Below are 21,686 nucleotides of genomic sequence, written 5' to 3'. Positions count from 1 at the left end.
TTTAAATGAAGCTATTCTATAAGAAATATTGTGGATTTTTAGGATTTTGGGGATAGAGCTTAAAGGTGGACTTGTAAAAGGGGATTGATTAAGCCCTAAAAATAAGCTTTAAAATTAAGTGATGCTTAAAACCGCACGGATTTTGTGCTAACCAGCGGAATCGTCCTATTTGAGCCACTAGGATAAGAATTCATTAATGTTTGACAGAGTAGCTCCGCACCATTGCCTTTTTTAAGATTATCAGGATTAAAAATCAAATCACCATTGAGATGTATCGCTAGAACTGAAGAATGTGCTTGATGAGCTCCGCAATATCCATAAGTGTGGTCGTTTATGCGAATCATAGGCATAATCCCTCTTGCATCGCTTGAGTGTGCTTCCGCCCATCTGCCTCTATCAAGTCCAGCAGTATCGATTATCCATTCATTCCATGAGCTAAATCCTTGAGGTGCAGATTGTGTAGCATCAATATTTTCAGCGACTATTCTAGCAGGGACAGATTTTAACACTGTGGCAATGTCGCTTTTATATTTCGCCACTCTTGAATCTGTCCTTGTAGCGACGAATCTAGGCACAGCCACCGCCGCTACAACCGCTAAAATAACAATAACAAAAACTAATTCCATCATAGAGAAAGCATTTCTTTCCATACCTTATCCCCTTTTATTAACATAAACACATATTATTAAATATTAAATAATATAATTAATGGATTATAAACAATGTTTTTTTAATAATTGTTTAAAGGTAGGGGTAAATTTATGCATTAAATAATATAAGATTTGAGAGTAATCTTTCTAGAATCTTAAATAATTTTAAAATCTATAGGCACATAAAAGATTAATATTTTGGATTTTTAACTAATAGCAACGATGGAATCTCAATGATTAAATTAAAAAAGTGATAAAGATTTAATTTAAAATTTATATTTTAGGCTCAAATGCATTTATCCCCTTGTTGTAAAATAAGTCAAAATAAACCTTACATCAAAGGGGATAATAAATCCAAGCTTAATTCTTATCTTTATCTATTAGTTTGCCCTCTTTTATCCAAGGCATCATATTTCGTAGTCGCTCTCCTGTTTTTTCAATCAAGCTATTTTTGAGATTCCCCCGTTCGGCGTTCATTCTAGCGTAGTTCGCCTTTCGCTCCAAGATGAAATCTTTTGCAAATCGCCCACCTTGAATGTCGCTTAAAATCTCTCTCATCGCCTTCTTAGATTCCGCGTTTATTACTCTTGGACCACTTACCATATCGCCGTATTCTGCGGTGTTTGAGATGGAGTATCGCATATCGGCAATCCCCCCTTGGTAAATCAAATCAACAATTAATTTTAGCTCGTGCAAACACTCAAAATACGCCATTTCCTCCGGATATCCAGCCTCGACTAATGTCTCAAATCCAGCTTGGATTAGGCTGGTTAGCCCACCACATAAAACAGCTTGTTCGCCGAATAAATCTGTCTCGGTTTCATCTTTAAATGTCGTTTCAATTATGCCTGTTTTCCCGCCACCTATGGCACATGCGTAGCTTAGAGCAAGCTGCTTTGAGTTCCCATCGAAGTCATTTTCCACCGCGATTAAATCTGGGATTCCCCCGCCTCTAACAAACTCGCTTCTAACTGTATGCCCCGGCGCCTTTGGGGCAATCATAATGACATTCACATCTTTTGGGAAATTAATCTGCTTGAAGTGGATATTAAATCCATGCCCAAATGCAATCGTTTTGCTAGGAGCAAGATTCGGCAGAATTTCGCTTTCAAACACATCTGCTTGGAGTTCATCAGGGATTAAAATCATAACTACATCGCTCTCCCTTGTAGCCTCCGCCACGCTTAGCACTCTAAAATTTTTCGCCTCTGCTTTTGGCTTGGAGCGGGAGTTTTGATGAAGCCCAATAACCACACTCACACCAGAATCCCGCAGATTCTCCGCGTGTGCGTGTCCTTGCGACCCAAAGCCGATAATCGCCACTTTTTTACTCTTAATTAATCCTAGTTCGCAATCCTTGTCATAATAGACCATTAAAGCCATTTTTTATCCTTTTTATAAAATTAAGTTTGTGGATTATAATTTATTTTACTTAAATAAGACTATAAATATAAAGCTATATATTGATTACATTGGCGTTTAAGTGTGGATTGTTCTAGCAACAAAGATAATTAAATCTAATTTGGCTACAATTATGCCATTATAAAATGTTATAGAAGTAAATTAGGGCTAAAATTTATAGGTGGATATTATGAAAGATATTTATAATCAAACAATAAAGAGTATTTCGTCTTTTCCAGCATTATCAAATGTTGTTAGTGAAGTTTGCAAAACCTGCCAAGACCCAAATTCAAGTATTGCTGATTTAGTCAAAATCATAGAAAAAGACCAAGGTGCAACTATTGATATTTTAAGAACTGCAAATTCGCCAATTTATGGATTCACAAGGGAGATTGTAAGTGTTAAACAAGCCGTTTCTTTATTTGGAATGGGGACAATAAAAGGTTTTGTTATTTCTTTGATGTTTAGAAATAGTTTGAAATTTGACTTAAGCCCGTATAATATAAATATAAATCAATATTTAGATACTTGTAGAGAGCATAATAAATTTGTAATGGAAATCTTTAAAAACGAGGAAAATAGCGTAAAAGAGATAATTTTCCCCGCATCATTTTTGATGAATGCTGGAAGTTTGATTCTCTCAAATGAGATTAATAAAGCCTTAAATCAAAATGAAATGATTGAATTTATGAATGAGATACAAAATTGCTATGAATTAATGACTATAGAAAAAGAATTTATGGGAATTAGTGCGGTAGAAGTAACGGCTATGCTTTTTGAGCATTGGAATTTTGAAGTTGATTTGATTAATGCTATTAAAAATATTGCAATATCAGGTAATAATATTAAAAAGCGGAATCTTACAAATCCACTTAAAGCTGCTTTAAAATGTATAAATTTCTATCATAAATACACACCACAACAGATTGATAATACAAAGAAATTTATGAAAAATAATTTAATGAATGTAGATTTTGATTATTTTGATAAATTTGTAGAAAATCGTATAGAAGTTTATAGTGAAGTGCGAATCTAGGTTTGGAAAAATTTTTATTAAGTTTAATTTATGGCGTAAAAGAGATTCCAAAAAATAAAAGCGATATTTACAATAAGCTTAAATCACTAAATGCACTAGATTATATAAAAGATTCCACTAAAAATATTATTAAGCTAAAGAGTGGATTTTTTATAGGATATGTTGATATAGTAGAAAATAATAAAGGTAAGGTATATTTCCTAAAAACACTAAATCCACTTCCAAAAGACCCTAAAGTAATAATAAATAGCAGAATCTTACATAATGACTTAATTATCGCTAAAGCAGATTCTAGAGTGGATTCTAAAGCAAGAAGATTAAGAGTAAAGCTAGTAGAAATCCTACAAAGAGAAGTATTAAAAGCAATTGGCATTCTAAAACTACACAAAAATGCATATAAGATTTTTAATCTAAAAACAAATAAACAAATAGATATTAAGGTTTCACAAAAATCATTAAAATCCCTACCGCCAAATTGTCTTTTTGAGATTGATTTAACCAATAAGATGATTTTAAATGTTATAGGAACTATGAATGAAGCCAAATATGACTTGCAAATCGCACTTAAATCCTATAATAAAAATAATGAATTTAATAATGAAATCCTAGATTTTTGTAATAGTTTTGATGGTGTAATTGAGCCAAAATATTATCCAAAAAGAGTGGATTTGACGCATTTGCCTTTTGTAACTATCGACCCAAATGATGCGAAAGATTTTGATGATGCAATATATTTTGATAAGCATTATATATATGTGGCAATCGCCGATGTGAGCTACTATGTTTCTACTAATTCTATCATTGATAAAGAAGCTTTTAATCGCGGATTTAGTATGTATTTCCCAAATATTGTAGTCCCAATGCTTCCGCCAATCTTAAGTCAAAATCTATGTTCGCTGAGAGAAAAAGAGTGTCGCTTAGCTTTTATTTGGAAACTAAAAATTAATAAAAAAACCTTTCAAATTACACAAAGTGAACTTTTTGAAGGCATTATAAAGGTTGCCAAGAATCTTACATATGATGAAGTAGAATATATATTAGATGAAAATAATAGCAATAATATGCTCGTTTCACTTTTTAGCATAACTTCAAAAATTAGAAATCATCGACTTAAAAATGGATTTGATTTTATAAATGAAGAGATAAAGTTGGATTTAGATGATGATTTTGAGATTTGTAATATCTCTCAAAAAACAGAGCTAAAATCTCACAAAATGGTTGAAGAATGTATGCTTTTAGCAAATAAACAGAGTGCGAAAATGATGCTAGATTCTACAAATGTGGGAATCTTTCGCACACATAAACAAATAAGCGATGAGAATCTAAATAGTCTTTTTAGTGATTTATATTTTCTAAATGCAAAGAAAGCAAAAACACCACATAAAAGCATTCTAAATCTACAAAAAAATGTTAGCAATAGTGGAGAATCTATCGCAAATCTAGCACAATTTGTTGATAAAGCTATTATTTCATATATGCCTAAAGCGACATATTCGCCCTTAAATCTAGGACATTTTGCACTTGGATTTGATTATTATACGCATTTCACTTCGCCAATTAGGCGATATAGCGATTTATTTACACATAGAATCCTAAAGGAAATAATTAATCAAAATAGTAAAAAACTTGCTTTTTTATTAACCCATTTGGAAGCAGTTTGTGCAAGAATGAATGTCTTAGAAAAGGAAATCTCAAAAATCGAATATGAATTTAATGATAGAAAATTTGCAAGATATTTTGCTAAGAGAATCGGCTTGGTATTGAAATGTGTTGTTATGGATTGTGATTCTAAATATGAATGTAAAGCAAAGATTCTAGGCACAAATGCAAGAATCTTTTTGGATAAAAGCTATAAAAAGTTTAGTATTCTTAATGTAAAAATAATATCAAGCAATATTGAAAATCTAAGGATAGAGGGCAAAGTTGTTGCAAGATTATTTTAGATAATATTTTGATTTAGATTTTAAATATTTCATAAAAATTTTAAAGTATAATTATAAAAATTTTACTTAGGAGGTCTTACAATGCTACACGAATACAGAGAAGAAATAACGGCTTTAAAAACAAGTGATGCCCATTTTGCAAAGATATTTGAAAAACATAATGAATTAGACGAGAAAATAATGGAAGCAGAATCAGGTAGAAATTATATCGATGAATTTGAGCTTGATAGAATGAAAAAAGAGAAATTAAGATTAAAAGATGAGGCTTATGCAATCGTTCTAGAGTATAGGAAATCAAAAAAACAATAAATGCAGACAAAATATATTTTTGTAACCGGGGGAGTGCTAAGCTCCCTTGGCAAGGGAATTTCATCTTCTTCAATAGCCACTTTAATCAAACACGCAAATCACAAGGTTTCAATCCTTAAAATCGACCCCTATATAAATGTAGACCCCGGGACGATGAGTCCATTAGAGCACGGCGAGGTTTTTGTAACATATGATGGTGCAGAAACCGACCTAGATTTGGGGCATTATGAGCGATTTTTAGATATGAATCTATCTTCTAAGCATAATTTCACAACGGGACAGATTTATCTCTCCGTCATTGAAAAAGAGCGGAGTGGATTTTATCTTGGGAAAACCATACAGATTGTCCCACACATTGTAGATGAGATAAAAGAGCGAATCAAAGAGGCTGGGAAAAATAGCGATTTTCTAATCGTGGAGCTTGGCGGAACCGTGGGCGACATCGAGGGAATGCCCTATTTAGAGGCGATGCGACAGCTAAAGCACGAGCTAGGGAGTGGAATGGTGATTAGCATTCATGTTACGCTAATCCCGCTTATAAAAGCCGCAGGAGAGCTAAAGACAAAGCCCACTCAGCACTCTGTTCAAGAGCTTAGGCGAATTGGGATAAATCCGCAGATTATCCTAGCTAGGTGCGAAAAGCCACTATCAAAAGAATTAAAGCAGAAATTATCCTTAAGCTGTGATGTTGATGATGATTGCGTGATTGTTGTAGAAGATGAGGTGAGTATCTATAAAGTGCCGATAAACTTGCTTAGGGAGGATATTTTAACCCCGATTGCGAGATATTTTAACCTTGAAAAACCAATAATTCCAAAAATGGCGGAGTGGGATTTGCTAGTTAAGCGGATAATCTCCCCAAATGATAGCGTGAAAATCGCCTTTGTAGGAAAATATTTGGATTTAAAAGAATCTTATAAATCGCTAATTGAGGCACTTACACACGCTGGAGCACACACAGATACGCGAATTGATATTAAGTGGATTGATAGCTCGAACTTGGATTCTAGCAATATTGATAGTGAGTTAAGCGATGTAGATTCTATCCTTATTCCCGGGGGCTTCGGTGAACGGGGGATTAGTGGCAAGATTCTAGCGATAAAATACGCTAGAGTGCATAATATCCCATTCCTTGGAATCTGCCTTGGAATGCAGCTTGCCATAATTGAATTCTGCCGAAATGTCCTAAATATGGAGGCGGCAAATAGCATAGAGTTCGATAAAAATACGCCAACGCCAGTGATTTATCTAATAGAGGATTTCATCGACCAACAGGGCAAAAAGCAGTTTAGGACGCATAATTCCCCGATGGGTGGCACTATGCGACTAGGCGAATACCCTTGCAATCTTAAAAGTAATACAAAGATATTTAAAGCTTATAATAAATCCACGATAAAAGAGCGACATCGCCACAGATATGAGGCAAACATCGCATATAGGGAGATTCTAGAGCAAAATGGAATGATAATTAGCGGGGAATCTAATGGACTAATTGAAACCATCGAGCTAGAAAATCACACTTGGTTTGTGGGCGTTCAATTCCACCCGGAATTTACCTCTAAGCTGCAAAATCCAAATCCAATTATTTTGGAGTTCATCAAGCAAACAAAAATTACTAAAAATGCAAGAGATTAATATTTTTGAAATAATCTTTAATATATTTAAAGAAAGGAATCTTGACACTATTAATCTCTCAAATATCCCGCAACCTGAAACATTATTTGGACTAAAAGAAGCAAGCAAGATTATAAAAGATGGCATTGTCGATAATAAAAAAATCGCAGTTGTGGGCGATTACGATGTCGATGGAATCTCAGCTTCGTGTATAATGGAATATTTTTTTAAAGAGATTGGTTTTGATAATTTCACTATTAAGATTCCAAATCGTTTTAATGACGGCTACGGGATAAATACAAATATCATAAAAGAGATTGATGCGGATATTTTCATAACTGTTGATAATGGAATTAGTGCGTTTGAAGTCGCAAATCTTTGTAAAGAAATGGATAAGATTCTCATTATCACAGACCACCATAAGCCACTTATTGTCGATAATGATGAGGTGTTGCCCAATGCCCTTATAATCAATCCAAATCAAAAAGCTTGTAATTTTTTACAAAAAGAGATTTGCGGGGCATTAATCGCTTGGTATCTTTGTGCTGGAATCAAAAAAGAGCTAAATGCAAATGTGAATCTATCAAAATTAAGTTGTTTTCTAGCATTAGCAATAATCGCTGATATGATGCCCTTAGTTTCGATAAATCGAGCCATCTTTAAACTAGGATTAAAAGAAATAAAGCATTCTAATATAGCAGCATTTAAGGTTATTAGAAATCGTTACAATATAAATTCGCAAAATATTGGTTTTGTTATCGCCCCTATTTTAAATAGTGTAGGGCGATTAAGAGATGCTAATCTTGCATTGGATTTTTTTAGACAAAAAGATGAAAATAAAGCTAATGAGATATTTGAGAATCTAATAAATATCAATAATGAGAGAAAAAATATACAAAATGATATTTTCCTAAAAGCAAAAAATAATATCAAAAAAGGTGAAAACATCTTAATTGCATTTGGGAAAGATTGGCATGAAGGTGTGCTAGGAATCGTAGCTTCAAGATTAGCCGATGAATTCAATATTAGCTCATTTTGTCTTAGTCTACAAAATGGGATTTTAAAAGGTTCTGGACGCTCGAGAAATGGAGTAAATCTAATCGCGTCAGTGCAATTTTGCAAAGATTATTTATTATGCTTTGGAGGACATAGCGGTGCTGTGGGATTAAGCCTAGAATCTAAAAATCTTGAATTATTTATGCAAAAATTAGACAAAAACTGCATAATAGATTCTACTATAGAGGACAATACAAGCATAGAAATAGATTTAGGTAGTATAGATTTAGATTTACTCCAGCTTTTGGAATCTTATGAGCCATACGGAATGGCTAATGAACAAATAGAATTTTGTAGCTCTAATCTAAAAGTGGAATCTGTGCAAAAAATCGGCAAAAATAAAGAACATCAAATATTAAGATTCTCCCAAAATGGGGATTCTATTAGCGGAATCTTATTTAATAATACAAATGATTTTTTAGATAAATTAGTGGATATTACCTTTTTTATCCAACGCGATAGAATGACTTCCAATGCACAATTATTGATAAATAATCTAAATATAGTAAATAATTAGGATTTATCAACTATCAAATATTAATTATTTTAATCACTTTTTGTGTAGAATCCGCTTTTAAATCCACAAAGAGGCGAAAAGAGATTTCAAATGCAAAAAGTAGATATACGAGATAAATTCCTAAGATTCTTCGAAAACAAGGGGCATATAATCTATGAGAGTATGCCGCTTGTCCCAAATGACGCTTCACTGCTTTTCACAAACGCTGGAATGGTGCAGTTTAAGGATATTTTCACGGGCAAGATTCCAACCCCAAGTGAAAAGCGAGCCACCAGCTCCCAGCTATGTATCCGTGCAGGAGGCAAGCATAATGACTTGGAAAATGTCGGCTACACCGCCCGCCACCATACGCTTTTTGAGATGTTGGGGAACTTTTCATTTGGCGATTATTTCAAGGAAGATGCCATTAGCTTTGCGTGGGAGTTCATCACAAAAGAGCTTAATTTTGATGTGGATAAAATCTACGCAAGTGTGCATATCAGCGATGATGAGGCGTATAAAATCTGGCAAAAATATCTCCCAGAATCCCATATTAAAAAATTCGGCGACAAGGATAATTTCTGGCAAATGGGCGATGTGGGACCTTGCGGACCTTGCAGTGAGATTTACATCGACCAAGGAGCGGAGCATTTTAGCTCTAGCGAGGATTATTTCGGGGGCGATGGGGATAGATTCCTAGAGATTTGGAATCTAGTTTTTATGCAGTATGAGCGGGACAAAGAGGGCAATCTAAATCCGCTCCCAAAGCCAAGTATCGATACTGGAATGGGACTGGAGCGTGTAACTGCGTTGCTCGAGGGGAAAATCAATAATTTTGATACGAGCCTTTTTATGCCAATTATAAATGAGTGCGTGAAAATTAGCGAGAAGCCCTATAGTGGCGAGTTTGTGGCGTCTCATAGAGTTATTGCCGACCACGCTAGAAGCATTGCGTTTCTACTCGCTCAAGGCGTGAATTTCGACAAAGAGGGGCGAGGCTATGTATTGCGGAGAATCTTGCGTAGAGCCGTGCGGCACGGGTATTTGCTAGGCTTAAGGGAAGCTTTTCTCTACAAGCTAGTTGGCGTTGTGTGCGAGAATCTAGCGTATCACTATAAATATTTAGGCGAGAAAAAGGACTATATCCAAACCCAGTGCAAGGCGGAGGAGGAGCGATTCTTCCTAACTATTGAATCTGGAATGGATATGTTTAAAAAAGAGTTAAATGCCACAAAGGGCGTATTTAGCGGTGAAGTGGCATTCAAGCTTTATGATACATATGGATTCCCACTTGATTTGACCCAAGATATGCTTAGAGCGGAGAATATTCCAATTGATTTGGAGGGCTTTGAGATATGTATGAAAGCACAAAAAGCAAGGGCAAAAAGTGCGTGGAAAGGCAGTGGAGATGAGGCGTTGGAGGGGGATTTCGCTGGGATTTTAGAGGAGTTTGGGGAAAATAAATTTATCGGCTATGAAAATTCCACTTCAAAAAGCAAGATTCTAGCCTTGCTAGACATTCATTATAAGCGAGTTGAACGGCTTGATGGCGATGGATATATTTTCTTGGATTCTACGCCACTCTACCCTGAGGGAGGCGGTCCAATTGGCGATAGTGGCGAGGTTTTCATCGATGATAAAAAAATGGCAGATATAATCTACACCAAAAAATATTTTGGGCTAAATATCAGCGAGGTTAGCACGAAAAATCCCCTAAAAGTCGGCGATGTCGTAGATATAGTCGTGGATAAAAAACGCTTTGAGATTGCCAAGCATCATAGTGCAACGCACCTACTACACGCTAGTTTGCGAAAGATTCTAGGCACTCATATCACTCAAGCTGGAAGCTTGGTGGAATCTAATCGCCTAAGGTTTGACATCACTCACCCAAAGGCGATTACCAAAGATGAGTTGGAGAAAATCGAGCTTGATATTAATCGCGTAATTAGCTCTGCAATCCCAGCTACAATCGAGTTTGTCCCGCTAGATGAGGCACTTTCTCGTGGGGCGATGGCACTTTTTGGCGAGAAATATGGGAAAGTCGTTAGAATGATTAGCTTTGGAGGCGTGAGCGTGGAGCTATGTGGCGGAATCCATGTCGAAAACACCGCCCATATTGGGAACTTTTACATCACAAAAGAATCTGGAATCTCAAGCGGCGTAAGGAGAATCGAAGCCGTGTGCGGAATGGCTGGATACGCCTACACAAAAGATAATCTAAACTTAGTCCAAACCGCCTTGCAGAGCCTAAAAACCAATAATTTACTAAGTGGAATCCAAAAGCTAAAAGACAATCTCGCCAAGCTAAAAGAGCTAAAAAACCGAACCGACGAGGGTAGGGGTGTAAAAAGCCTAAGTTTTGAGATGATAAATGGGGTCAGGCTAATCGTGGCTATGGTAGATTCGAGCATTAATATCAAATCTGCCATCGATGAGATGAAGAAAGAGAACGAAAAAATCGCAGTGCTACTAGTTAAAAATAGCGAGGGGAAAATCAGCATTTCTTGCGGCGTGCAAGGAATTCCAGCCCTTAAGGCAAATGAGTGGATAAAAGAAGTTTGTAAAATCGTAGGCGGAGGCGGAGGCGGGAGAGATGACTTCGCCACGGCTGGAGGGAAATTCGCAGATAAAATCGATGAGGGCTTAAAAATAGCAAGGGAATTTGCACTATCAAAATTTTAGGGCGGATTTAGGGCGGATTCTCCCATTAAATATGGGGCGGAATCTCGCTAATCTAGCGTGGAATCTAGCGGAATCTATTTAATCTGGCGAATTTATGGCAGAATCTCTACTGCAAGATTCCCCTAAAAGAATGTTATTTTAGGCGTAACGCTAAAATAAAAAGCAAGAATCTTTATAGGGCGATTTTGAAATCGATTTTCAAAATTCCTCTTTGCTTGGGTTGAGCCTAATTTTATTTTAGTTTAAGCTAAGAATCTTGTTTTTGACAAACGCCCAAAAATCTATTTGGTTTTACATTTGGTCCGTGAAAATCGCTACCGGGGGTTTTGATTAAATTAAATTTATCTGCGATTTTTGAGAATTCGGCAATATCTTTTTTTGTGTGTTTACTATATTCAACCTCCAAACCTTTAAGACCATAACCATGTAAATGTTCTACAATTTTTTCAATATCAGCATAAGAAAAATTGTAGTCTTTCATTATCTTTATTGGGTGAGCAAGGGTGATGTAACCTTGATGTCCTTTAAAATTTTCAAGTAGCCAAGCAGCGTCAATTTTAAGATGTTCTGTTTTTAAATTTTTTATAGTCTTATCATAAAAGTAAGTTTCATCAATATTTTTAATTTCACATAGCAATTTATAAACATGTGGCTCACCTATTGAATTTGTTTCTTTTAAAACTTCTTCAATTCTTTGCTTGGGAATTTCAACATTATAATCTTTCTTAACACCTTCCAGCATTAAATCAAGGTTTTTTAATCGGTTGCGTTTCATAATAGAGATGGCATCTAATATAACTTTATCGTCAAATTGAAAATCTCTAACCAGCAAATGAACGCTAATTCCATCAAAAATATCATTGATTCTGCTTGTAATTTCAATACCCGAATGAAAAATAATGTCAAGATTAAGTTGTTTGATTTTTTCACAAACTTTCATTGAGCCCTCAATCGTATCATGGTCGCAAATTGCAAATTCTGTAATCCCTGCACTTATGATTTTTTCAAGAATCTCATTTTCGTCAAACTCGCCGTCGGAATATTTTGTGTGTATATGTAAATCTTTCATAATCTCTCCTTAAATGATTTTTAAATTTTTGGACTTAAAAGCAAATATTTAATTAGGCTTCAACCCAAGCAAAAAGGATTTTTTCTAATCAATTTCAATAAAATTTGATATGGAATTTTGGCAAATCTCAAATCTAAAACCATCAAAACTCCGCATATCTTAAAATTCATTAAATAATCTCATTGTGGTATCTGGTCCAATGTCGCCATTTTGTTTAGTGATATTGCTGCCTACAAAAGAGTTATTTGATACTCGAATGGTGTATAGATTCTCCTTAAATGTGATATTTTCTAGGGCTTTTTTATTTACCACGCAACTTGCCACATAGATATTTTTTTGCCTATTTTCCATATGTATTTTTTGATAAATCCTTTCTATCGTTTTCCCAGTGTTAATCACAGAATCTACTAAAATTATATTTTTTGTCGCTGGGATAATCAAATCATCGCTTTTAGGGTCGCAAATCTCAAATCTGCAATTTAGCTTAAAATAAATCCCCTCAGCGAAAAATATCCCACCTCGCAATATCGCAATTATAGTGGTTTCACTCGGCTTAAATCCGCTCATTTGCCTCCCAAGCAAATAGCCTAATTGCATATGTGCTAGGGCTAGTTTTGCTCCCACGACCATTGAATCAGATTTTGTGATGTCAATCAAGCGATTTATTCTTTTTGTTTTTTTAATCTCAAACAAAATGTAGCCCCTCTAAATCTATATTTTTAAGCGAACGGCTCATATTTCCACTTTTTCGCAAGACAATATGCCCCCTATTAGATTCTTTTAGCATAAAATAATCATTCGCTCCATCGCCGTAAGCTATGACATTTTTGCCATTTTCTCTAAGTATTTTGGCGATAAAAAATTTTGTGTCCGCACACATTTGCATTCCGCCAAAAAATGGCATATTGATTTGTTTAGATATTTGCTCCCAAATCTCGCAAACTCCGGAGGTCAATATAAAAGAATCCTTGCTAATGCCATCTAAAACCTTGCGATTAAATGATAGATTCTTAGAGATTAATTCTCCAAGATTCCGTCTATTAAGATTTTTTATAAATTTTGTCAACTCGCAGTGATGTCTCCACGATTGAAATCCGCTATAAAAATCACCATTAAAAACTTGCGTTTTACAGCCTAGAATCTCATTTGAATCTTCAAGTATCAAAGTTTTATCGCCATCAAATAAAGAGATTGTATCACTTGTGGATTTTTGTAAAATAATATCCGCACATTTTTTGGCAAACTTGTAGCAACTAAATCCGTTTAGAATCTTATTTATAAATTCTAGCACCACGCTAATATCACTAAAATAGCCTTGTGCTGGATTATCTAGCACATAAAAATCTTTATTGTTTTTGTGACAATATGTCCGCAATCCCTCAATCTCCATATCTTGCCACGATTTAATGTCGTATTTTAAATATCGCTGATTTTTACTTGACTGCCCTATTCGCTCTTTTAGAATCTCTGGGGAAATATATAAATACAAAAATACATCATACAAAGCACCATCTGCTTTTGTAAAAACGACTTGCTCTCCAAAGGCATAATGCCCATCGATTATAAAATCATCTTTTTTAGTAAGATTTTGGGCTAGTTTTATTCGTATTTGATTGCGTTCTTGTTCGCTTAGGGATTCAAAATTTGGAGCTAGTTGCTTTAATAAATAGCTTCCTTGCAAAACCTCTAAATGTGGAATCTCTTGTGAAATCTTGCCTTGATTTTGCAGATTCTCTAAAATCTGCAAAGCCCCTCGCCTAATCTCATCTAAAATAAAAGTTTTCCCAGCGGTGGGAAGTCCATATAGTGCAATTCTCATAGGATTCCTACCTTTTGATAATTTTTACAAATGCTTTGATTTTCTAAAATTTCTTTGTAGCATTTGCTTCTGTTAAATTTTAAAGCAATTTTTTCTAGTTCAAAAAAGCCAGTGTCGCTGTTTTTGATATGTGGCAAATCTATACAATTCCCACATAAATACACCTTGCCATTGCTGAAAAAATAATTATTCACTCCTACTCCACATAAGCCACCATACATCGTGCAGTCAAATCCGCCATTCCTTACGCTTAGTCGCTTTTGTGCGAACTCCATAAATTCCCTATATTGTTCTAGGGAGATTCCATATTTGCCAATCATTCGCGAGAATGTGATTTTAGTATCAAAATGAGCGAAAAAGCTTATAATTTTTTCTTTATTCTCTAAGGATTCTGCCCCTATGGTGGCATTTAGCGTGGGGTATCGCCTAGTTAGATTCTTATATTTTTGGATATTTTTCATCACTCTATCAAATGAGCCACATCGATATAGATTGTGTAATTCCTTATAGCCATCAAGCGAAAAGCCGACATTCATATTGTGGTTTTCTAAAAAAGCCCAATCGCTATCTTTTAAGTCAATCGTCCCATTTGTAATAGTATAAGTGCGGATATTTTCATAATCCTTAATATAAAGCAAGTATTTTTTTATATCATTGATATTTAATAATGGCTCACCATTACCGATAAATCCAATCTTAAAAATGTGTTTATAATGCCCTACATATTGCTTTACATTATCTAAAATCTTAAAAATATCCATCGGCTTATAGCCCAGTTTTTTTGTATTTTCCACTGAGTTCTTTTCTAGGAAATGGCAATAGCGACATTTGAGATTGCAGATATTATTAATTGATATACATATTCGCTCTACCATTTTTCATTTTCCTTATAGCTTTTCCCTTGCTTTAAGAAATCACCTCTTTTTATCCAATCTTGTGCTGTGTGGTTATTCCTGTCTCTAATAGATATATCTACTTTAGGCTGGGCGCGTATATATTCGTATAGCTCGTCATTTAGCTCGTGGGGCTTATTTTGCTTTATTGTCTCGTATCTTTTGAGAGCACATTTTATTAAAGCGGTAAAGCCATTATTATCTTGCTGATTTATAGAAATCTCATCTCGCTCACAAAGCATATGAATAAATTTCTTTTTAGAGTGGAAACAAGCTATCATAAGTGGCGTATTTCCCTCGTTTAAGCCTCCTATTTTCTTTGGATTGCTATCGTCCCTTGAAGCCTTATTTATATCGCAATCCCGCTCTATTAGCAATTTAAAAATATCAAAGCCATAGGATTCTCTTAATTGTATGCTATGTGATAATGGTGGTAAGCAATGGTATCCATTGTCGTTTTTGTTTAAATCTGCCCCATTGTCTAAGAGAAATTTTATTTTCTCTATCACTTTTCTATCTGGTATTCTAACTCCGCCTCTAGCTTTGATTTGTTCGGGCATATTGCACTTTATGGTATTTATTAATAGCGTCGCTCCATTTTCTAAATACGCATTTATATCTACTCGCTTGATTATTTCTCTAAGACTTTCTAAATTATTAAATTCCTTATCTAGCTTATCTATATCTGTGTAATCTGCTATTTTATTTCGCTTTGCAAAATACTCCGCAATTGTTATAGCCACTCCACTATACACGGCAAAATCCACATCATTATGCACGATATGAACTTTACCAAGATTTTTCCGTGAAATATCATCCGCTAATGCCATAAGCTTATGGTCGTTTTTTATATTATTTGCCCCTTTTTGTGTGCTATCTGGAATCTTGTATTTTTCATTATCAATTTTATAAACTTTTGTAGAATATGTGAGTATGCAATCATTTAAAGTAACTAGAACTTCCCATGCCATTTTTGCATTTTGTCTATCGGCGGAAGTGGAATTATGAGATTTTTTCCTATCTTTTATGTGTGTCAATTCCCTCATTACCGTTGTTGGGATTAGCACAAAATCATAATCCTCTAATAAGCTATATAAGAGTCGTATATTTTTAAGTAGTGCGGAAGTATCAGGTATTGCTATTAAAGTAGGAGATTTCTTGTCTTTTTTTGCGTAATTATTTAAGGCTCTAAAAAATCCCCCCCCCGTTTATTGCTTCATTGAATTCCATATTTTTTACCCTTTGTGTTTTTTTGTAAATAGTTTAATATTGAAAGTTAAATTATAATTTTTTTGATATATTTTTACAATAAAACCCAAGATAGATTTATGAAAATAAATAAAGTGGCATTAGACTGAAATTAAGTGGAATCTTTAAAAATAAATTTTTACGATATTGCGGAGAATCTTGCGGATTCCCACTAGATTCCACATAGATTCTAGCGTGGGATTCTAACTTTAGGATTCTATGGCAGATTCCAGCTTAGATTCTCATAAATTACTTTTTTCTTATAAATCCATATATTTTATACATCGGGCAGCCATAAATTGCCGTGAGTAGCGGGACTAAGCCTATTAGCCACCACCAGCTTTGGCAGATAAATCCGCATATAAAAAAGATAATTCCCGCCACCAATAAACGAATCGTTTTATCCAAAATACTCATTTTTGCTCCTTTAAATTAGATTGTTTTGTTGCACTTGTGGCAAATCCGTCGGCAAATTCTGTGGCAAATCCGCCGGTAAAATAGCCGGTAAAATCCGCCGACACAAAATCACCAAGTGCAAAAGCCCTACACCAGCCCTTTTAGCATTCCATTCATCACCATAGGCTTAAAGCCATAAAGCTTGATTAACCAGCTAAGATAGCTCTCTCGCACCTCCCCAAAGCACGGCAGAGAGCTAGCTGTCCCCTCCCAGTTAAACTCGACCATTATCGCCTTGCCGTATTTGGTTACAAACGGACACGCCGTATAGCCATCAAAGCCCTTGAGTAGCTCCTCGCCACGGATTGAGCGGATAATATTTTGGCTTAAAAGCGGATACATTTTCCTTATACTTGCCCCAGTTTTCCCAGCTGGGAAGTCGCAAATATCGCCTATGCCAAATATATTTTTAAACTTTATGCTTACCAATCTCTCTTTTTCCACCGCCAAAAAGCCCTGCTCCCCGCTACTTAGCCCGGCTTCTTTTATGATTTTACTCCCAATTTGTTTTGGCGACAGGTGCAAAAAGTCGAACTTCACCTCGATAAAATCCTCAATTTTATGAGTTTCGCCATTCTTTTTATAGGGCGTCCAGTGCTTGAAAATAGCGGTATTGCCATCGATTTTTATTAGCTCGTGCCGTAAGTTAAATGCTATGTCTCGCTTGGTAAAAATCGCTCCCATACTTGCTGCATACACTGGATTGCCAAAGAGCTTCCCACCTCCGCAGTATAGGGCAACCTCGCCTTTTTGCCTATTCCCAGCCCTCCTTAATCTATCCTCGGTCATTGAGAGCATTTTTTTATTCGCACCACTGCATTTCATCGCCGTTTTTTGGTCGTAAAATATCGCTTTACCGCCGTTTTTAGCAAAATCACTCATTAGCTCATTCGTTTTAAGCGCCCCTTTTAGCGTGTAAATCGAGCTGATATTTGAGCTGGAATCTTCTACCATACTCGCACTTAGCCCCTCAATAGAGCCAAACTCATACTCCACGCCGGAGGCGATTACAAGATAGTCATATGCGACTTTTTCGCCATTTTCTATCACTAGGGCATTTTCCTCTGGCAGGATTTTTGCCACATTGGAGTGCACCCATTTTACGCCCTCCGGGATATATTTCGCCTTCTCAAAAATTACATCGTTTTTATCATAGATTCCAATGCCAATTAGCGTAAATCCCGGCTGATAGTAGAATGTCTCATCGGCGTCAAATAGGCTAATACTCGCATTTGGCAAGTCTCTTTTGAGTTTTGCGGCAAGTGAGATTCCCCCTAGTCCGGCTCCCATTATGGCGATATTTGCTTTGCTGTTTTCTATGCTTTCTGGCGTTTTATTTGTAGCGTTTTCATTCGCCAGATTTGCCGGATTTTCATTGCCTAAAGTCCCATTTGCCAGTAGCAAACTCGCTCCAGCCCCAAGTAATTTTATGGCATTTCGCCTTTTCATTGTGCCTCCTTTAAAATAAAAAGGACATCTTAGGTTAAAAGGCGGAATCTTATCTGTGATAATGTTACATTTGGGGGTTTTTATGGGGCGTTAAGGTGGAATTTAGCGGGATTTATGTGGGAATCTAAATGAGATTTTGCACGGAATCTAAAGCGGAATCTAGCTGGATTTATTGGGAATCTAAGCAAAATCTATGCGGAATCTAAGCACAAAAAATTAATCTTTAATAGTGATTTTGCTGCGTGAAATAGTGATTTTCCCAGCTTTTTCCATTTCTTTTAGGATTCGCGAAATCGCCTCGCGTGAGGAGCCTAGATTATTTGCGATTTCTTCATGCGTAAAGGCTACGATATTATTCTTTGCATTATCTCTTAAAAACTCCTCGATTCGCTCCGTTAGTGGGAGGAATAGGGCTTGTTGCATTATATTTATGCTTTGGGCGAATCTTTTTGAGAGGAGTTCTAGCGTGTAATTTGCCAGTTTGGGGTATTTCTCACGCATTTTGGAGAAAACTTCAGGAGGAATGGAGCAGATTTTTAGGCACTCCCGCACCTCTAAATTAATCTCCATTTGCAAGGAATCTGCCGTGCAAGTCGAGCATATAATGCACTCATCGCCCCTTTTTAGTGTGAAAATGGTGATTTCCTTGGCATTGGGGGAGAGCGTGTAGGCTCGAAGGACGCCATCAATGATTATGACAAATCCATAGCAAGATTTTTTGCTTTGATAAAGATTTTGCTTCGCTTCAAACTCGCTGTAGATGGCACTTTGGGAGAGCAACTCCAAGTCGCTTTTTTCCAAATCAAAGTGAGAAAATCTAGCCTTGATAATCGCCCCAATCTCGTCTTTTAACTCGCTTTTCAAAAAAATCCTTTGTGATTTAGTTACAGAAAATAAAGTTGGATTCTACATACAATTTCTAAAAATTTTCCAATTTCTAAAAATTTCTAAAGGCAAAAAATATATGAATAGACGAAATTTTATCAAATTTAGCGCAGTTGGATTCGCTAGTAGTGCGGTCGCTGAGGATTTAGCGAGTGTAGATTCGCGGAATCTAGATTCGCCAAATGCAGATTCCACGAAAATTATGAGTATCATAGACCTTGATTTATGCGATGGTTGCAAGGGGCTTGAAACTCCCTTGTGCGTGAGTGCGTGTAAGGAGAAAAATAAGGCTAATTTCCCCCAGCCAACGCACCCTATAATGGACTATTTCCCGCAAACTAAGCACGAGGATTACTCCAAAAATAAGGAGGATATAACTCGCCTAACGCCCTATAATTGGACTTATGTGGAGAGCGTGAAGGTCGCTAATAGGGAGGTTTTCGTGCCTAGGCGATGTATGCACTGCGACAATCCACCTTGCCAAAAGCTCTACCCCTTTGGCGTGATAAGCAAAAGTAAGGAGGGGGCAGTGGATATAGATAAGGACTTTTGCTTTGGTGGGGCGAAGTGTAGAGATGCGTGTCCGTGGGAGATTCCGCAGCGTCAAGCCGGAGTTGGAATCTACCTTAAAACCGCCCCAAAACTCGCTGGTGGCGGTGTGATGTATGAATGCGATATGCGTAAGGACTTGCTGGAGCGAGGGGAGAAGCCAGTTTGTGAGGTCAAATGCCCCAAAAATGCCATAAAATTTGGCAAGGAAAGCGAGATTTTAGAGCGAATCAAGCACGACAAACGCCATATTTACAGACTCGAAGAGAATGGTAGGACGGTGAGCGTGTATATTAGTAGCATAAAATTTGAGGATATAAACAAGGCGATTTTAGAAAAATATAACAACAAGCCCAAAATGGGGCGTCCACATATGGAAAAGGTGCGGAATCCACTGGAGAAGTCAGCAAATCTTGCCCTTGCTGTTACAATCGCCCCATTTGCGGCGTGCTTGGAGCGAGCTTTGCGGCGATAAAGAAAAAGGAGGGGGCAAAAAGGGGGAAATAAAGGGATTTGGGGGAATCTAGATTCTAGTGGGGTTTAAAAATGGCGTGGGATTTGGGCTTAAAATTGGCTAAAGAATTTGTGATGAAATGGCTTGTAAAAAGGGCGGTAGGCATTAAAAACTAATTATTAAAACTTGGGTTTAATAGTTCACAAAATAGGGGCGCTAGGCGGTAATATAGATTCGAGGGCGAAGCTTTCCAGCGAATAAAAACACTTAAGTTTTAAGTGAATCTAGATTTAAAAGGCAACGCCTTTATAAAATCATTTTTCCATAGAACCCCTGCTTTTCGTTTTTAAGCGTCTTGTTTAGTAAAAAAAAAGGGGGGGGGGGACAAGGGGGCTTGAATGATGAATTTGCCACTTCGTGGCAAAGGCGAAATCGCTCCCCTTATCCCCCCAATGCTAACGCACGGAGACTAAGAAATTTATGAAAAATTGCTTTAGCAATTTTTACAAATCTCGTGTGAGGCGTCAGCCTCACACATAAAAGGGTGGTGAGTGGGACAAAATAAAAATTATCCAAATTAATAAAAAACAGATTCGCTTAAAACTTAAGGCTTAAAAATACTGGAGGGCTTCGCCTTAATTTTACTTATCGCTTATATTTTGAGAGCATTACACTTTACAAATAAAGGAAAAAAATGAAAATAACTCGACAAAGCATTCAAAATCGAATAATCCACTGGGGCGTCGCCCTAAGTGTGGGCGGATTGGTCGTAAGCGGTATGTTCCAGCTCCCACTGGCAAAGCGATACAACATCGACAAGCTACTTGAGTGGAGCGGAGAGTATTTCGTGGGGTTGAGCGTGCATTATATTTTTGCGTTTTTGCTGGTATTTTTTGCGTTCTTTCACCTCGCCTACCACATTTTACGGGGCGAATTTGACATATTTCCCAAAAAAGGCGATATCAAAAATAGCTACCTTGTGATAAAGGCGATGATAACAGGCTCCAAAGAGCCTCCCTCAGGGAAATATCTCCCGGAGCAGAGGTTGGCATATCTTGCGATTGGCTTGACTTTGCTGTTACTAATTGTAACTGGGCTGGTTAAGACATATAAAAATCTTTTGGGTTTTGATATCCCAAATGGGCTGTATTTTTGGGCGGCACAACTGCATAATCTAGGGACGATTTTGATTATCGTGCTGGTTATTCTCCACCTTTTGGCGTTTATCCCAAAGGCAAATCGCAAGTTGCTCCCCGCGATGTTTGGCGGAAAAGTGGAAGCGGAGTATGCCCTAGAGCGACACTGCTTGTGGGAAGAATGCGTAAAAGAGGCGAGAAAGGGGGATTTTGGGGGAAATTTGGCGGAATCTAATAAAGCAGATTCGGTTGAATCCGTGCTAGATTCTAGGCAAGATTTGGCGGATTCTAGCAAACAGGATTCAGTAGATTCCGTGCGAGAATTTAGGCGAGATTCTAGCGATTCCAAAAAATAGATTCAGCAGATTCTACAAAAGATTCCGCGTAAGATTCTATGGCGGATTCCCCAGCAGATTCCACGAAAAGTGGAATTTTAAGCCAAATTGATAGAATCTAGTTTAAAAAAGATTTAGATTTTAGCATTTTAGCCCCCAAATAAGGGCAAAAAAAGATTAATAATTCACAAAAAAAGGAGCAAAAA

Annotated in this window: 18 protein-coding genes; 8 read left to right on the top strand and 10 right to left on the bottom strand. The window is 36.5% G+C overall.

Annotated features, from left to right (window positions below; genetic code table 11):
• Window positions 1-125: 125 nt before the first annotated feature.
• Together CCY99_RS01160 and ilvC are read right to left on the bottom strand one after the other, a co-directional pair.
• On the bottom strand, window positions 126-650 hold the full coding sequence (locus CCY99_RS01160) for a prepilin-type N-terminal cleavage/methylation domain-containing protein (protein ID WP_112059581.1): 525 nt from the start codon (window positions 648-650) through the stop codon (window positions 126-128).
• Between the two features lie 360 nt (window positions 651-1,010).
• Entirely contained in the window at window positions 1,011-2,033 is a 1,023-nt protein-coding gene (ilvC, locus tag CCY99_RS01155) for a ketol-acid reductoisomerase (RefSeq protein ID WP_112059580.1), read from the bottom strand.
• 208 nt (window positions 2,034-2,241) lie between these two features.
• On the opposite strand from ilvC, the gene CCY99_RS01150 reads away from it, so the two are divergent.
• The 6 genes from CCY99_RS01150 to alaS all read left to right on the top strand — a co-directional run bounded on the left by CCY99_RS01150 (window position 2,242) and on the right by alaS (window position 11,187).
• Entirely contained in the window at window positions 2,242-3,087 is an 846-nt protein-coding gene (locus CCY99_RS01150) for an HDOD domain-containing protein (RefSeq protein ID WP_112059579.1), read from the top strand.
• 2 nt (window positions 3,088-3,089) lie between these two features.
• On the top strand, window positions 3,090-5,030 hold the full coding sequence (locus CCY99_RS01145) for a ribonuclease R family protein (RefSeq protein WP_112059578.1): 1,941 nt from the start codon (window positions 3,090-3,092) through the stop codon (window positions 5,028-5,030).
• An 81-nt stretch (window positions 5,031-5,111) separates the two neighbouring features.
• Window positions 5,112-5,339, top strand: coding sequence for a YdcH family protein (locus CCY99_RS09410; RefSeq protein ID WP_181646785.1), 228 nt, complete (start codon window positions 5,112-5,114; stop codon window positions 5,337-5,339).
• Window positions 5,340-6,974, top strand: a complete 1,635-nt coding sequence (pyrG, locus tag CCY99_RS01140) for a CTP synthase (glutamine hydrolyzing) (RefSeq protein WP_181646784.1) — start codon at window positions 5,340-5,342, stop codon at window positions 6,972-6,974.
• Window positions 6,961-8,526 carry a single-stranded-DNA-specific exonuclease RecJ gene (recJ, locus tag CCY99_RS01135; protein ID WP_112059577.1) on the top strand — a complete coding sequence of 522 codons (1,566 nt, stop codon included), beginning with the start codon at window positions 6,961-6,963 and terminating at the stop codon, window positions 8,524-8,526. The genes pyrG and recJ overlap by 14 nt, the downstream gene beginning before the upstream one ends.
• Window positions 8,527-8,616: 90 nt before the next feature.
• Entirely contained in the window at window positions 8,617-11,187 is a 2,571-nt protein-coding gene (gene alaS / locus CCY99_RS01130; RefSeq protein WP_112059576.1) for an alanine--tRNA ligase, read from the top strand.
• Window positions 11,188-11,434: 247 nt separating this feature from the next.
• Here alaS and CCY99_RS01125 read toward each other — a convergent pair whose 3' ends face one another.
• From CCY99_RS01125 to CCY99_RS01090, 8 genes are all read right to left on the bottom strand, one after another.
• Window positions 11,435-12,256 carry a PHP domain-containing protein gene (locus CCY99_RS01125; RefSeq protein ID WP_112059575.1) on the bottom strand — a complete coding sequence of 274 codons (822 nt, stop codon included), beginning with the start codon at window positions 12,254-12,256 and terminating at the stop codon, window positions 11,435-11,437.
• Between the two features lie 159 nt (window positions 12,257-12,415).
• Window positions 12,416-12,949, bottom strand: a complete 534-nt coding sequence (locus tag CCY99_RS01120; protein WP_112059574.1) for a phosphoribosyltransferase — start codon at window positions 12,947-12,949, stop codon at window positions 12,416-12,418.
• On the bottom strand, window positions 12,942-14,075 hold the full coding sequence (locus tag CCY99_RS01115; RefSeq protein ID WP_112059573.1) for an AAA family ATPase: 1,134 nt from the start codon (window positions 14,073-14,075) through the stop codon (window positions 12,942-12,944). The genes CCY99_RS01120 and CCY99_RS01115 overlap by 8 nt, the downstream gene beginning before the upstream one ends.
• Window positions 14,072-14,950, bottom strand: coding sequence for a radical SAM protein (locus CCY99_RS01110; protein WP_112059572.1), 879 nt, complete (start codon window positions 14,948-14,950; stop codon window positions 14,072-14,074). Before CCY99_RS01110 ends, CCY99_RS01115 begins: the two co-directional genes overlap by 4 nt.
• The gene (locus tag CCY99_RS01105) at window positions 14,944-16,104 is read right to left on the bottom strand and encodes an ankyrin repeat domain-containing protein (RefSeq protein WP_258442931.1); all 1,161 of its coding nucleotides are present in this window, start codon (window positions 16,102-16,104) and stop codon (window positions 14,944-14,946) included. Before CCY99_RS01105 ends, CCY99_RS01110 begins: the two co-directional genes overlap by 7 nt.
• A 361-nt stretch (window positions 16,105-16,465) precedes the next feature.
• Window positions 16,466-16,633, bottom strand: a complete 168-nt coding sequence (locus tag CCY99_RS01100; RefSeq protein WP_112059570.1) for a DUF2892 domain-containing protein — start codon at window positions 16,631-16,633, stop codon at window positions 16,466-16,468.
• 126 nt (window positions 16,634-16,759) lie between these two features.
• Window positions 16,760-18,121 carry an FAD/NAD(P)-binding oxidoreductase gene (locus CCY99_RS01095; protein WP_112059569.1) on the bottom strand — a complete coding sequence of 454 codons (1,362 nt, stop codon included), beginning with the start codon at window positions 18,119-18,121 and terminating at the stop codon, window positions 16,760-16,762.
• A gap of 216 nt (window positions 18,122-18,337) precedes the next feature.
• Entirely contained in the window at window positions 18,338-18,985 is a 648-nt protein-coding gene (locus tag CCY99_RS01090; RefSeq protein ID WP_112059568.1) for a Crp/Fnr family transcriptional regulator, read from the bottom strand.
• Window positions 18,986-19,085: 100 nt separating this feature from the next.
• Here CCY99_RS01090 and CCY99_RS01085 point away from each other — a divergent pair, with 100 nt between their 5' ends.
• Window positions 19,086-20,030: a 4Fe-4S dicluster domain-containing protein gene (locus CCY99_RS01085; protein ID WP_112059567.1), complete on the top strand. Its 945-nt coding sequence runs from the start codon at window positions 19,086-19,088 to the stop codon at window positions 20,028-20,030.
• Between the two features lie 673 nt (window positions 20,031-20,703).
• Window positions 20,704-21,501, top strand: a complete 798-nt coding sequence (locus CCY99_RS01080) for a cytochrome b/b6 domain-containing protein (protein WP_112059566.1) — start codon at window positions 20,704-20,706, stop codon at window positions 21,499-21,501.
• The last annotated feature ends 185 nt before the right edge of the window (window positions 21,502-21,686 follow it).

Origin of the sequence: Helicobacter sp. 16-1353, assembly GCF_003288815.1 — a bacterium.
GTDB lineage: Bacteria > Campylobacterota > Campylobacteria > Campylobacterales > Helicobacteraceae > NHYM01.
The sequence above is the reverse complement of the archived record's forward strand: the minus strand, read 5'-3'. Positions and strand labels throughout refer to the sequence as shown.